The organism is Bradyrhizobium altum (genome assembly GCF_020889705.1).
GTDB lineage: Bacteria > Pseudomonadota > Alphaproteobacteria > Rhizobiales > Xanthobacteraceae > Bradyrhizobium > Bradyrhizobium altum.
The window spans coordinates 1-11,771 of record NZ_JACMYP010000272.1 but is presented as its reverse complement, the minus strand read 5'-3'; the positions used below and the strand labels follow the sequence as shown (position 1 = coordinate 11,771).

Here is an 11,771-nt window from a genome sequence, read left to right as displayed (position 1 = left end):
GCGCCGAGAGCGAGCGGGCGCGGGCTGGCAGAGGTGTTCTTCGGAATGCTGCCGGTGACAACGGGGTCGGCGTTGGACGCGGTCCGGCGCTCGCCCCTCGATTCGCTTCTTGGGCTCGGCCGCGTCTCGGCAACATGCGGGACAGGCGCTTCCTTCTGGGCCACCGGGACCGGGGCGGAAGCCGCAAAATCGTGCCAGTTGGCGCCGCCGGTCCATCCCAGCACGAAGCTTGCGGCCAGTGCGGTGGCTGCCAGCAGCGCGGTGCCGATGCGGTCGGCGAACGGCTCCCGCAGCAGCAGGGCGGCGTCGTGGTTCTCGTTGGAGACCTCCCAGAGGTCCGCCGTCTGCGCCGGCGAATGACCCTCCGTCACATCCGTTGGCCAGATGCTCCCAGGACTGATCGGCTCGCGGTCTTGCATGGCGTGACCCGTGTTCGGTGACGCAAAGGATGATCCTCGAAACTAAATCGAGCCTTAATTTTCGGTGACCGAACTGCGGCAGCACGAAGTCTTTTGGTCGCATGCCCCGTAAATTGACGGGACGGTGAGCGCGGCCGACAATCGCGACGACGACCTGCATTGGGCCAGAGATGCACAAGCCCGAAATCAGCATCGCTCCCGAAGACCCGCGGCAGCCCGACGTGCGGCAGCTGATCGATCTGTCGGACGCCCACATGCAGGCGCTGTATCCGCCTGATAGCAATCACCTCGCCGCCGTCGAGACGCTTGCCGACGCGGATACGGTCTTCCTCGTCGCGCGGCGCGATGGCGAGGTGCTCGGGTCGATCGCCTTCCGCCTCATCGCACCCGGTCATGCCGAGATGAAGCGAATGTTCGTGCGCGCTGACGCGCGCGGACACGGGCTCGGCCGCCGCGTGCTCGAAGCGCTGGAGGACGCCGCGCGCGACCGGCGGATCGCGCGCATCAGCCTGGAGACCGGAATCCGGCAGCCGGAGGCGATCGGGCTCTATCGCGCCGCCGGCTACCAGGAGTGCCCGCCGTTCGGGGACTACGCGCCCGATCCGCTCAGCCTGTTCATGACCAAGCGCCTCTAACGCCAAGCGGTCGTTTCCGGACGCCGTCTCCGCAAAGCGGGTCGTCGCGGCGCTTAGGCGCCGCTATAGCGATGGCATGCTCGATTTCGCCGCCCAATATGCAGCCTTTCAGCGCCGCGATCCGGCCTGGGACGGCATCGTGTTCGTCGCGGTCAGGACGACGGGCGTGTATTGCCGTCCGGTGTGCCGGGCGCGCACGCCGCTCGCCCGCAATGTGCGGTTCTACGGCAGCGCCGCGTCGGCCGAGCGCGCCGGCTTCCGGCCCTGTCTGCGCTGCCGTCCCGAGGCGGCGCCGTTCTGCCCGGCATGGAAGGGCACCAGGACCACGGTCGAGCGCGCGCTGGCGCTGATCGAAGCGGGCGCACTCGACCGCGGCAATGTCGCTGCGCTGGCCGATCGGCTCGGCATCGGTGCGCGACATCTGTCGCGGCTGTTCGCCGAGCATCTCGATGCCTCGCCGCTGCAGGTCGCGCTCTCGCTGCGCGTGCAGCGCGCCAAGCGCCTGATCGACGGCAGCGATCTTCCGCTCTCCTTGGTGGCGCAGCAAGCCGGCTTCTCCAGCGCAAGGCGCATGAACGCCGCATTCGCAAAACTCTATGGCCGTTCGCCCGTCTCGCTGCGACGGAAGCGGCTGCTAAACATCACGATGCAATAATGGAGATCAGCAATGGCCAAGAGCTACGGCACCGTCAGTGCCGAACAGAAACTCAAGATGAGCGGCCTCGAATTCGTGCAAGGGCTCGCCAGCGGCGCGTTGCCGCTCAACACCATCGCGCGGACGCTCGGCTATGACGTCACTGAAGCCGAGCACGGCCGCGTCGTCGTCACGCTGCTGCCGACGGATGCGCATCTCAATCCGGCAGGCACCGTGCATGGCGGGCTCACCGCAACGCTGCTCGACAGCTGCATGGGGCTTGCGGTGCAGTCGACGCTCGATGCCGGAACGAGCCAGACCACGCTCGAATTCAAGATCTCGCTGGTGCGGCCGATCACGCCGGACACCGGCCCGATCCGGGCCGAGGGCCAGGTGCTCAATTGCGGCCGCCGCATCGGCACCGCGGAGGGCAGGGTCATCGACGCAAAGGGGCGGCTGCTCGCGCATGGCACGACGACATGCCTGATCTTTCCGGCTTGATGAAGAGCCGCTGCGGACAGACTGCGCCGGCGCTGCATCAGGAGATGCGATGCCGGCGCAGCAACATTGGAATACGTCCAGCGAGCCTGCGGATTAGAGCGCTTCGATTTCACCGAGCCGATCGTTTGCGCTACCCGAGCCCAGGGAAATGCGTTCGGGCAGAAGCGATGCGATCGTCGATGAAACGCCGGTTCACCCGGCGTAGCCACTCTGTTCAGGCAAGCGAATGAGGCCGAGCTGCAGCATGGCGGTGAGCGCATCCTCCTGTCCGAGCTCCTCGGCGATCCGTCCGTCCCGCACGCGCAGCACGGTCGTGCCGGCGAACGTCATCTTGCGGCCGGAGGCCGCAGGCAGCGAGCCGAGGCGGAAGTCGCTGAAGGCAGGCCCGGTGTGCGTGCCGCCCCCTTCCCAGCGGCCGACGACGAGATCACCTTCCGCGACGAGATCGCCGACGCCCCAGAACTTGAGATCCGGAAACGCTTCACGAAACTCGGTGATGAATTGCGTGACCGCGGCGCGGCCCTTCTTCGGCTCGTGCATCGGGTAGTGCACGACAATGTCTGGTGTCGCGAGCTCATCGATGATGCGCGGATTCCACGGGTTTCCCCAAAAACCCTCGAACCACCGGCCTACGACGCTCTTGTTTTCCTCTGACATCGGATCGTCTCCATTTGCGTGTTGCCGGCATCGCGACCGGCGCTGTGTCGATGCACGCATTAGGCATCTTGAGACGGGTGTCGTGCCACCCGATTCCAGATCGGGCGTGCGTCGGCGTTCAGACGAGATTCCGCTTTGTCGATATGGCGCTTAGCGCCGCTTCTCGGATGTCGCCGCGTAATCGGGAAGCGGGTGGTTCGCGCAACATCAGCACGAAATCGTTTGCATCAACACACAAGAGAAAACATCATGCGCAACTTCGATGCGATCGCCGCGCTGCGCGGCGACGGACTTCGTCCCGAGCTGCGGGCGCTGCTCGATCGCGCTGCGGTCGAGCCTCGTTCCGAATTGTTCGTCAGAAGCGACGGGATGCTTCAGTCCGGTCCGGACGCCGCTCCGAAGGCGGTGCGCAACAACGTCGTGCCGCTGAAGACGAGGGCGGCGTGAATCAGGCGAGCGCCGGCCTTACCGCCACACCGACTTGTCGGCGTCCCAGCGCTGGCCTTTGAGCTCCTTGACCAGCGCGTCGATCGCGCCGTTGTCGTCCCTGGCCTCGATGCCTTCCTCGTCGCTGCTGGAATCGTCGGAGAGATTGAGCTTGGCGCCGGCGCTGTCGTCCGACGTCGAGACGGTCGGGCTCGAGACCCACAGCATCAGCCTGTCCGAGCTGCCGGGCTTGTCGGGCGAGACGAGGGCGGTGACCTCGTAATTCTGGGTGAGGCCGAGCGCAGGGTAGATCGCGCTCGGCCGCTTCAGCACCAGCTTGAGCTTGCCGGTATTCGCGTTCCAAGTCGCCGAGGCGGGCTTTGCCGCGAGCGTCTTCGCCAGCACGCCCGCGATCGCGGATGCGAGCTTGTCCTTGTTGATCTTGTCGCCATCACGCCAGTCGGCGGCGGCGAAGCGGATGGTGCGGTCCATCTCGACCACGCCGCTGGTCCAGCCGGCCGCCGTCACGCCGGGCGCTGATTTCGCCTTCGCAAGCAGCGCGCTGGCGTGCTCGGGATCGACGGTGAGGTTGATGGTCTGCTCGCCGGAGCGCATCGCATCGCAGGTCACCGCGAGGCTGGAGGTGCCGACCTCGGCGGCCTCGCCCTTCAGGCTCTTGAGGAATTCAGCCGCCGCATCGAGCTTGACCCGCACTCCGATCGATTCCGGCGAGACGTCGGTGAAGTCCTTTGGCTGTGGCGTGATGCCGTCCTCGGTGGCCTGGTTGTCCTGGAATTCCTTCTCGCTGAGATCGGAATTGTCCGTCGAGGCGACCTCGGTCACGGTCTGGCCGATCGTGATCTGGCCGCGGAACTCAAAGCTGTCGCCGGTCTGCTTGCGGTTCAGCTTGACCGTGATCGGCTGCTTGTCGGCGACGCTCTGGGTGGTGCCGGACAGCGTCTGGCCGTTGACGGTCAGGTTGGCGACGAAGCGGTCCTTGCGGTCCGAGCTCTTGTCGGCGGGATAGCAGACGTCGAGCACGGCCGCGGTCACGGTCTTGCCCTGGCGGGTTTCCTTCAGCACGACGTCGGCATTGCCGTCCATCAGGCCGTCGATCGCGGTGAAATAGCGCGTCTCGGGGCCATTCGACGCTGCCGGCTTCGTTTGCAGCTTCATCTGGGCGAGGGCAGGTGCCGAGACGACGGCAAGACCGAGCAGCAGGAGCGGGAGCGCGCGCATACGATAAGTCCTCGAAGGGCAGAATCGGTTCCGTCGTAACTAGCAAACCTCCGTCTCATTGGCCAAAAAAGAAGGCCGCCTAACGGCGGCGCTTCCAGAATCGCAGTCATGCGCGGTCGTCGGGTTCCTGGCCGCTCTCCAACCTGCCGCGCAGCGTACTCACGACGCGGCTGGTGGATTCGAGGTCCTTGATCGACAATCCGTCGGCGAGGCCGTTCACCCAGGGCAGTTGCAGGCGCATGGCCGCATCGAAGGCGTGCCGTCCCTTCTCGGTCAGCACGACGAGCTGGGCGCGGCGATGATGCGGATTCGTCTCGAATGTGACGAGCCCGTCCCGCTGCAGGTCGTTGACGATCCGCTGCACGTTCTGTCTGGCAGCGCCGAGGTCGCGCGCCAGCCACGCGACCGGTTGCGGGCGTTCGGCGGTGACGATGGCGCCGAGGATCTGCCAGCGCGCGCTGGTCAGGCCAAGTCCGGCCACCATCCGGTCGCCGGCGGTGAACAGCAGGCTGTTCAGCCTGAACAGGTCGAGAATCAGGTTGCTCAAGGCTTCGCCCGCCGGCGTTCGCTTGGTCTGCGGCATTTGTCACCATAAGTTGATATTGACATCATGATGTCAAAATAATACGTATCCATCGTAACGGAATGACATCATAGCACCATATCAACGGAACCAGCCATGCCGCAGATGCGCCCCCTCGACCCCGCATTCCCGATCGACCGCCAGCTCGCGGTCGAAGCCACCAACATCGTGCTCATCAACGTCTTCACGCTCGACAAGGCCGACGAGGAGATCTTTCTGAAAGCCTGGCAGGCCGACGCCGCCATCATGAAGCGGCAGCCCGGCTTCATCTCGACCCAGCTGCATCGCGCGCTCGGCGACAGCCCGGCCTATCTGAATTATGCGGTGTGGGAATCGACCGCGGCCTTCCGGGCTGCCTTCGCCAATCCCGAGTTCAGGGCCAAGCTCGCGGCCTATCCGGCCTCGGCCGTGGCGTCGCCGCATCTGTTCCAGAAGGTCGCGGTATCCGACATCTGCGTCGCGTAGATGCGTAACGGGCTCGTCCCGGCCATCGGTCATTGCGAGCGAAGCGAAGCAATCCATCACGCCGCGGGTGGGAAATGGATTGCTTCGTCGCTTCAGCGCAAAATTGCTTTGCAATTTTGTCGCGAGCTCCTCGCAATGACGGTGCCGTCTGGCGAAAGCGAACGTTGGATGTCGCGTCAAAGATCGCTCAACCATGGACCAGCATAAGAACGCCGAGCGTGGCCGCAGCAGCCAGAAAGGAAATGTCCAGAAATCGCAGCGGCGCTTTTGGACGATGACCGGTCGAACCGGAAATCACATAATAGAGGCAATAGCCTGCGCCGAGGACGACAAACGTCAGCGTTTGCTTGAACCAGAACGTCAGGACGACCGCAAGATCATCGACGCTGTCCAGGGCATAGGCGCCCAACGCGAGCAGCGCGCCGATCGCGTAGAACAGCGCGAGCGTCGACATCAGTGATTTGGCGTCGCGGGACATGAGGTGATCCTTACGTCTCATTGTAATCGAATCGCAAAAAAGAAGGCCGCCCGGAGGCGGCCTTCGATCTCGATGCGGATGCGGCGGGGCTTAGAAGCCGCCCATGCCGCCCATTCCACCCATGCCGCCGCCGCCCGGCATCGCCGGCGCCGCGTCCTTCGGCAGTTCGGCGACCATGGCTTCGGTGGTCACCAAGAGGCCGGCCACGGAGGAGGCGTCCTGCAGCGCGGTGCGCACCACCTTGGCGGGGTCGATGATGCCCTTGTCGACCATGTCGACATACTCCTCGGTCTGGGCGTCGAAGCCGAACGTCTCCGACTTGTTCTCGAGGATCTTGCCGACCACGATCGAGCCCTCGACGCCGGCGTTCTCCGAGATCTGGCGAACCGGAGCTTCGAGCGCCTTGAGCACGATGTTGATGCCGGCCTGGACGTCGGCATTCGGGTTGGTGAGACGGCCGACCGCCTTCTTGGCGCGCAGCAGCGCGACGCCGCCGCCCGGCACGATGCCTTCCTGCACCGCGGCGCGGGTCGCGTTCAGCGCGTCCTCGACACGGTCCTTCTTCTCCTTGACCTCGACCTCCGTCGCACCGCCGACCTTGATGACGGCAACGCCGCCGGCGAGCTTGGCAAGGCGCTCCTGCAGCTTCTCACGGTCGTAGTCCGAGTTGGTCTCCTCGATCTGCGCCTTGATCTGGCCAACGCGGGCGTCGATGTCCTTCTTCTTGCCGGCGCCCTTGACGATCGTGGTGTTCTCCTTGTCGATCACGATCTTGCCGGCGCGGCCGAGCATGTTGACCGTGACGTTCTCGAGCTTCATGCCGAGGTCGTCGGAGATCAGCTGACCGCCGGTCAGGATCGCGATGTCCTCCAGCATCGCCTTGCGGCGATCACCGAAGCCCGGCGCCTTGACGGCGGCGACCTTGAGGCCGCCGCGCAGGCGGTTGACCACCAGCGTCGCCAACGCCTCGCCCTCGACGTCCTCGGCGAGGATCAACAGCGGACGGCCCGACTGCACCACGGCTTCCAGCACCGGCAGCATGGACTGCAGGCCGGTCAGCTTCTTCTCGTGCAGCAGGATGTAGGCATCCTCGAGCTCGGCGGTCATCTTCTCGGCGTTGGTGATGAAGTAGGGCGACAGATAGCCGCGGTCGAACTTCATGCCCTCGACGATGTCGACCTCGGTATCGAGCGACTTGTTTTCCTCGACGGTGATGACGCCCTCGTTGCCGACCTTCTGCATCGCCTGCGCGATCATCTTGCCGATGGCGGCATCGCCATTGGCCGAGATGGTGCCGACCTGGGCGACTTCCGAGGAGGAAGCAACCGGCTTGGCGCGCTTCTCGATGTCCTTGATCACGGCGGCGACCGCGGTGTCGATGCCGCGCTTGAGGTCCATCGGGTTCATGCCGGCGGCGACCGCCTTGGCGCCCTCGCGGACGATGGCCTGCGCCAGCACGGTCGCGGTGGTGGTGCCGTCACCGGCCGTGTCGTTGGTCTGGGAAGCGACCTCGCGCAGCATCTGCGCGCCCATGTTCTCGAACTTGTCCTCGAGCTCGATTTCCTTGGCGACGGTGACGCCGTCCTTGGTGATGCGGGGAGCGCCGAAGCTCTTCTCGATGACGACGTTGCGGCCCTTCGGGCCGAGCGTCACCTTCACGGCATTGGCGAGCACGTCGACACCGCGCAGCATGCGATCGCGGGCGTCTCCGGCGAATTTTACGTCCTTGGCAGCCATTGATTTGAACTCCTGGAATGTCTGTGAATTGCTTGCCGCTCGCTTCGCGCGTCATTGCCGGGCAAAAGCACGAAGTGCGTCTTCGTGCTAGGTGACCCGGCAATCCATCGCCCTCGTAAGAGTCTTGGGAAGCGTGATGGATGCCCGGATCAAGTCCGGGCATGACAGCGGAGCGAGCGCCGCGTTTCTCGAATTGGTCGTGGCCTTACGCCAGCACGCCCATGATGTCGGACTCCTTCATGATGAGGAGCTCCTGGTTGTCGAGCTTGACCTCGGTGCCCGACCACTTGCCGAACAGCACGCGGTCGCCGACCTTGAGGTCGATCGGGATCAGCTTGCCGGCCTCGTCGCGGCCACCCGGGCCGACGGCGACGATCTCGCCCTGCGACGGCTTTTCCTTGGCCGAGTCCGGAATGATGATGCCGCCCTTGGACTTCTCCTCGGCATCGATACGCTTGACCACGACGCGGTCATGCAGTGGGCGGAAGGTGGATTTAGCCATGACGTTCCCTCTTGGAGGCTCGGTTTCAGGTCCGGTTCATCGAGACCGGCGTTGGATGCCGGTCCGGTCGGCGCCAGGCAGGACGCCCGGCGCATTTAGCAATCGTGGTGCGAGAGTGCTAATTGTGCGCCGGGAAATATGGCTTGGCGCAGTTTCTGTCAAGCAAACGGGTTAAGGCCTTGGTGAGGCCAATATAGGATGGTGGACCGGAAACCAAATCGTAGCGATGACGTAATTTTGTCAGACGTCATTGCTCCGCTTTAAGTTTTACGCTTGGCTGCATGACGGGTGCGGCCGGGAGATAGTTCGGGGGATGCATATGATCAGGTCACTCAACGCGCGATTGGTCGCACGGTTCGCGGCTGTCTCGGCGCTGACGACACTTTTGGGGGCGTGCGGCAGCATGAGCCTGCCGTCGTTGTCGTCGAACCCCGAGCCGGGGCCGGTCGAACCGGGAGTGGCTCCGGAGATGCCGGCGAGCATCCGCCCCGACGAGATCGTTGGCCGCTGGGGCCTCGCCTCGTTCCAGAATCCCGCCGACCGCGCCCGCACCGAGGCCGCCGCACGCGGCCAGTGCAAGCAGCCTTACGTGATCGGCGCCGGCCAGAACGGCGGCGTCATCATGCATCTGGCCGACCAGGCCACCCCGCAGGAACTGCGGCTGAAGGGTTCCCCGAGCGGCAAGAACTATATCGGCCCGCCCGGACCTGTGCCCGGCGAGCAGGACCGCGAGATCATCTCGTTCGACGGCCGGGTCTTGATCACCCGCTTCGTCGACAAGGACGCCGCCACCCGCTACGGCAACATGGTCTACGTCCGCTGCGCGCCGAGGGCGTAACGGCGGGACTTCGAGCTATCTGCTGATCTAGTGCCGCATACGCGGTGCACCTCTCCCCTTGTGGGAGAGGTCGGATTGCATCGTCAGATGCAATCTCAGATGCAATCCGGGTGAGAGGTCTCTCTCCGCGAGTCCTACTCTAGTCGGAACACGCGGAGACAGACCCCTCATCCGGCGCCGTAGCCGATGCCAAGGCATCGGCGTCCTCCTAGAAGACGGCGGCCAAAGGCCGCCTATGCCACCTTCTCCCACAAGGGGAGAAGGGAAGGGGTGCCAGTGGTCAGAGTCATAAACAAAAACGCCGGCCCCTGAGGCCGGCGCTTTCGTCTTGATGCGACAAATATCAGTTGAACATCGCGTCGATGTCGTCCTGCGAGGCGTGGCCGGCGTCGCCGTCGAGCTTCGGGCCGTTGAGCAGGCGGGCATCGCCCTCGCGGGTGTCGACAACAGGCGGGACGTGCGACTTGATCGCGTCGACGCCGCCCCAGATGTTCATCATCTCGTTGATGTGCTGTTCGATGAACTTCATCGTGTGCATCACCTTGCTGATGCGCTGGCCGGTGAGGTCCTGGAAGTTGCAGGCCTCGAAGATCGAGACCACGCGCTCCTGAATATCTTCGCTGAGCCGCTTCTGCTGGTCGGGCGTGACGTTGTTGGCAAGCGCGGTCGCGGCCTGGTCGATCGCCTCGACCGCTTCGAGGATCTGCTGGGTGGCCTGTTCGGTGCCGCCGACCACGGCGCCGAGTTCGCCATTGACCTTGGCCATCTCCTCGCCGTTGAAGCTCTTGCCGTGCAGCACGGCGATCTCGCGCTTGGTGCGGCTGATCGCGTCGTGGATCAGGTCGAGCTCGACCTTGAGCTTCTCGCACTGTTCGACCTGCGCGCGGTAGGTCTCGAGCAATGCGTGCGTCTCGGCGACTTCGCGGGCGACGGCGGCATCGACGCTGTCGCCGGTGCGCTGCGCCGGTGCTGCGGCCATCTGGGCGCGGATCGAGCGAAGCTCCGCCATGATCTCCCGATGCATCGGACCGAGTTCGGCGCCGCCGGCTACTTCCGGATCCGGCATCGCGACTTCGCCCATGGCCTGCTCGACACGAAAACGCTTACGCTTCACTGACATGATTTCATTCCCGCCCCTTCACTGCCGTCCGTTCTAGCGAGAGGTGATTTAACGTCAGGTTCACGCGGGAACAGTTTGCGCCGAGCGCGCGTAGCCGCTGCGATACCGGCGATTAACCATGTCGCTGCGGCGTTCACGCAAAATAAACGCTGTCCGGCAAAACCGCGCGGCATTGTCGAGATGGTGAATCGAAACGGCCGATCCGTTTACCAAACCGATGCGGTTTTCATTGCTTATTGACCACGTGCAACGGTGCATGTGCGCTCCGTCCACGTCACACGTCACGACGAAACCAGTACAGAGTACGTCGATGTTCAGGAAAACCACGCTTGCGCTGCTCGCCGGCGCTTCTTCGCTTGTCGCAATTCCCCAACATGCCATGGCGATCGACGCATCGGCTCAGCCCGAGCCCACCGTGATCTACGCCAACCAAGGCGCACTGCAGCCACCGATGCGCACCGCCTATGCGCAGCCGCAACGTTCCAACATGGGCGGCGGCTTCATCGAATTTCTGTTCGGCGATGCGCCATCGTCGCAGGGTTATTCGCGAGAGCCGATGTATCAGCAGCAGCCGGCCTATTACGGCAACCGCCAGGGGCTGCCGCCGATGGATCCGCAGCAGCAGATGATCCGCCAGCAGGATGAGGAGGCAGGCGATCCGACGCAGCGTCCGTTCGATCCCAGATATGAAAAGCAGCTGGTCGATTACAGCGGCAAGGAAGGCGCCGGCACCATCGTCGTCGATACGCCGAACAAGTTCCTCTATCTGGTGCAGGGCGACGGCCGTGCGCTGCGCTACGGCATCGGCGTCGGACGCCCCGGCTTCACCTGGGCCGGCGTCAAGACGATCTCGGCGAAGAAGGAATGGCCGGCCTGGACGCCGCCGCCGGAAATGCTGGCGCGCCGTCCCGATCTGCCGCGGCACATGGAAGGCGGCCCGGAGAATCCGCTCGGCGCCCGTGCGATGTATCTCGGCTCCTCGCTCTACCGCATCCACGGCTCAAACGAGCCCTGGACGATCGGCACCAACGTCTCGTCCGGCTGCATCCGGATGCGCAACGAGGACGTCATCGACCTCTATGGCCGCGTCAATGTCGGCGCCAAGGTCGTCGTGATGTAAGCGTGGTTTTGAAGCAGCCGCCCCAAAGATGGTGTCGTCCCGCCGAAAGCCGGGATCCATAACCACAGGCGGTTGTTACTGAGAGAAGCTGTAGCCCCAGCCGTGTCAAATCTCGCACGGTTGTGGTTATGGGGCGCGGCTTTCGCCGGGACGACGGAATCAAAACGGCCGCTCGATTGGAGCGGCCGTTGTCGTTTCAGCGATCGCGTTTACGCGTAATCGCTGTTGTCGCCGCCGCCGTTGTCGTCGAAGTCGTCGGCGTCTTGATCATCGTCACTGTCCCGGTCGGCCTGCGCCTGGTCGAACGCGCCGGCGCGCGAGCCGGAATCACTGTCGCGGTTGGAGCTGATGTCGTTGACCCCCGCGTCACGGGCGAGGTCGCTCGACGACTGGTCGCCGCCCCACGGACGCGAACCG

The 11,771-nt window shown here is 64.5% G+C and carries 16 protein-coding genes and 1 pseudogene; 7 read left to right on the top strand and 10 right to left on the bottom strand.

Annotation, left to right across the window (positions count from 1 at the left end):
• Window positions 1–371: hypothetical protein (locus H8B02_RS39330; protein WP_229171096.1), on the bottom strand; the 371-nt coding region annotated here is incomplete at its 3' end.
• Between the two features lie 218 nt (window positions 372–589).
• Here H8B02_RS39330 and H8B02_RS39325 point away from each other — a divergent pair.
• The 3 genes from H8B02_RS39325 to H8B02_RS39315 all read left to right on the top strand — a co-directional run bounded on the left by H8B02_RS39325 (window position 590) and on the right by H8B02_RS39315 (window position 2,189).
• Window positions 590–1,054 (top strand): GNAT family N-acetyltransferase, encoded by a 465-nt coding sequence (locus H8B02_RS39325; protein WP_229171095.1) that lies wholly within the window; start codon window positions 590–592, stop codon window positions 1,052–1,054.
• A gap of 76 nt (window positions 1,055–1,130) precedes the next feature.
• The gene (locus H8B02_RS39320) at window positions 1,131–1,709 is read left to right on the top strand and encodes a bifunctional transcriptional activator/DNA repair enzyme AdaA (protein ID WP_229171094.1); all 579 of its coding nucleotides are present in this window, start codon (window positions 1,131–1,133) and stop codon (window positions 1,707–1,709) included.
• Window positions 1,710–1,721: 12 nt separating this feature from the next.
• Window positions 1,722–2,189, top strand: a complete 468-nt coding sequence (locus tag H8B02_RS39315) for a PaaI family thioesterase (protein ID WP_229171093.1) — start codon at window positions 1,722–1,724, stop codon at window positions 2,187–2,189.
• Window positions 2,190–2,381: 192 nt separating this feature from the next.
• Here the strand turns inward: H8B02_RS39315 and H8B02_RS39310 are convergent, their stop codons facing one another.
• Complete coding sequence (locus H8B02_RS39310) at window positions 2,382–2,846, bottom strand: ester cyclase (RefSeq protein ID WP_229171092.1); 465 nt, start codon at window positions 2,844–2,846, stop codon at window positions 2,382–2,384.
• A gap of 249 nt (window positions 2,847–3,095) precedes the next feature.
• On the opposite strand from H8B02_RS39310, the gene H8B02_RS39305 reads away from it, so the two are divergent.
• Window positions 3,096–3,293 carry a hypothetical protein gene (locus tag H8B02_RS39305; protein ID WP_229171091.1) on the top strand — a complete coding sequence of 66 codons (198 nt, stop codon included), beginning with the start codon at window positions 3,096–3,098 and terminating at the stop codon, window positions 3,291–3,293.
• Between the two features lie 18 nt (window positions 3,294–3,311).
• Here the strand turns inward: H8B02_RS39305 and H8B02_RS39300 are convergent, their stop codons facing one another.
• Window positions 3,312–4,511 carry a hypothetical protein gene (locus H8B02_RS39300; RefSeq protein WP_229171090.1) on the bottom strand — a complete coding sequence of 400 codons (1,200 nt, stop codon included), beginning with the start codon at window positions 4,509–4,511 and terminating at the stop codon, window positions 3,312–3,314.
• Window positions 4,512–4,617: 106 nt separating this feature from the next.
• The gene (locus H8B02_RS39295) at window positions 4,618–5,094 is read right to left on the bottom strand and encodes a MarR family winged helix-turn-helix transcriptional regulator (RefSeq protein ID WP_229171089.1); all 477 of its coding nucleotides are present in this window, start codon (window positions 5,092–5,094) and stop codon (window positions 4,618–4,620) included.
• A gap of 96 nt (window positions 5,095–5,190) precedes the next feature.
• Here H8B02_RS39295 and H8B02_RS39290 point away from each other — a divergent pair, with 96 nt between their 5' ends.
• On the top strand, window positions 5,191–5,559 hold the full coding sequence (locus H8B02_RS39290; RefSeq protein WP_229171088.1) for an antibiotic biosynthesis monooxygenase family protein: 369 nt from the start codon (window positions 5,191–5,193) through the stop codon (window positions 5,557–5,559).
• A gap of 187 nt (window positions 5,560–5,746) precedes the next feature.
• Here the strand turns inward: H8B02_RS39290 and H8B02_RS39285 are convergent, their stop codons facing one another.
• From H8B02_RS39285 to H8B02_RS39275, 3 genes are all read right to left on the bottom strand, one after another.
• Window positions 5,747–6,037, bottom strand: coding sequence for a hypothetical protein (locus H8B02_RS39285; protein ID WP_229171087.1), 291 nt, complete (start codon window positions 6,035–6,037; stop codon window positions 5,747–5,749).
• A gap of 90 nt (window positions 6,038–6,127) precedes the next feature.
• On the bottom strand, window positions 6,128–7,774 hold the full coding sequence (gene groL, locus H8B02_RS39280; protein ID WP_229171086.1) for a chaperonin GroEL: 1,647 nt from the start codon (window positions 7,772–7,774) through the stop codon (window positions 6,128–6,130).
• A gap of 205 nt (window positions 7,775–7,979) precedes the next feature.
• Window positions 7,980–8,276, bottom strand: coding sequence for a co-chaperone GroES (locus tag H8B02_RS39275; RefSeq protein ID WP_018269780.1), 297 nt, complete (start codon window positions 8,274–8,276; stop codon window positions 7,980–7,982).
• A gap of 319 nt (window positions 8,277–8,595) precedes the next feature.
• Between H8B02_RS39275 and H8B02_RS39270 the strand changes: the two genes are divergently transcribed.
• Entirely contained in the window at window positions 8,596–9,114 is a 519-nt protein-coding gene (locus H8B02_RS39270; protein WP_173638579.1) for a hypothetical protein, read from the top strand.
• A 343-nt stretch (window positions 9,115–9,457) separates the two neighbouring features.
• Here the strand turns inward: H8B02_RS39270 and H8B02_RS39265 are convergent, their stop codons facing one another.
• Together H8B02_RS39265 and H8B02_RS39260 are read right to left on the bottom strand one after the other, a co-directional pair.
• Window positions 9,458–10,234: a protein phosphatase CheZ gene (locus H8B02_RS39265; protein WP_229171085.1), complete on the bottom strand. Its 777-nt coding sequence runs from the start codon at window positions 10,232–10,234 to the stop codon at window positions 9,458–9,460.
• A gap of 60 nt (window positions 10,235–10,294) precedes the next feature.
• A complete protein-coding gene (locus H8B02_RS39260) occupies window positions 10,295–10,561 on the bottom strand; it encodes a hypothetical protein (protein ID WP_229171084.1) in 267 nt (88 codons plus the stop codon).
• Here H8B02_RS39260 and H8B02_RS39255 point away from each other — a divergent pair.
• Window positions 10,545–11,354 carry a L,D-transpeptidase gene (locus H8B02_RS39255; RefSeq protein WP_229171083.1) on the top strand — a complete coding sequence of 270 codons (810 nt, stop codon included), beginning with the start codon at window positions 10,545–10,547 and terminating at the stop codon, window positions 11,352–11,354. The two genes, H8B02_RS39260 and H8B02_RS39255, sit on opposite strands and share 17 nt — an antisense overlap.
• 209 nt (window positions 11,355–11,563) lie before the next feature.
• Here the strand turns inward: H8B02_RS39255 and H8B02_RS39250 are convergent.
• Window positions 11,564–11,771, bottom strand: a pseudogene (locus H8B02_RS39250) (DUF2076 domain-containing protein); the annotation flags it as partial.

Excerpts from the sequence above, each read along its gene's own strand:
- H8B02_RS39275 (WP_018269780.1), bottom strand. The coding sequence starts at position 8,276 with ATGGCTAAATCCACCTTCCGCCCACTGCATGACCGCGTCGTGGTCAAG.
- H8B02_RS39265 (WP_229171085.1), bottom strand. The coding sequence starts at position 10,234 with ATGTCAGTGAAGCGTAAGCGTTTTCGTGTCGAGCAGGCCATGGGCGAA.
- H8B02_RS39310 (WP_229171092.1), bottom strand. The coding sequence starts at position 2,846 with ATGTCAGAGGAAAACAAGAGCGTCGTAGGCCGGTGGTTCGAGGGTTTT.
- H8B02_RS39305 (WP_229171091.1), top strand. The coding sequence starts at position 3,096 with ATGCGCAACTTCGATGCGATCGCCGCGCTGCGCGGCGACGGACTTCGT.
- H8B02_RS39295 (WP_229171089.1), bottom strand. The coding sequence starts at position 5,094 with ATGCCGCAGACCAAGCGAACGCCGGCGGGCGAAGCCTTGAGCAACCTG.
- H8B02_RS39325 (WP_229171095.1), top strand. The coding sequence starts at position 590 with ATGCACAAGCCCGAAATCAGCATCGCTCCCGAAGACCCGCGGCAGCCC.
- H8B02_RS39270 (WP_173638579.1), top strand. The coding sequence starts at position 8,596 with ATGATCAGGTCACTCAACGCGCGATTGGTCGCACGGTTCGCGGCTGTC.
- H8B02_RS39285 (WP_229171087.1), bottom strand. The coding sequence starts at position 6,037 with ATGTCCCGCGACGCCAAATCACTGATGTCGACGCTCGCGCTGTTCTAC.
- H8B02_RS39315 (WP_229171093.1), top strand. The coding sequence starts at position 1,722 with ATGGCCAAGAGCTACGGCACCGTCAGTGCCGAACAGAAACTCAAGATG.
- H8B02_RS39255 (WP_229171083.1), top strand. The coding sequence starts at position 10,545 with ATGTTCAGGAAAACCACGCTTGCGCTGCTCGCCGGCGCTTCTTCGCTT.
- H8B02_RS39290 (WP_229171088.1), top strand. The coding sequence starts at position 5,191 with ATGCCGCAGATGCGCCCCCTCGACCCCGCATTCCCGATCGACCGCCAG.
- groL (WP_229171086.1), bottom strand. The coding sequence starts at position 7,774 with ATGGCTGCCAAGGACGTAAAATTCGCCGGAGACGCCCGCGATCGCATG.
- H8B02_RS39320 (WP_229171094.1), top strand. The coding sequence starts at position 1,131 with ATGCTCGATTTCGCCGCCCAATATGCAGCCTTTCAGCGCCGCGATCCG.
- H8B02_RS39300 (WP_229171090.1), bottom strand. The coding sequence starts at position 4,511 with ATGCGCGCGCTCCCGCTCCTGCTGCTCGGTCTTGCCGTCGTCTCGGCA.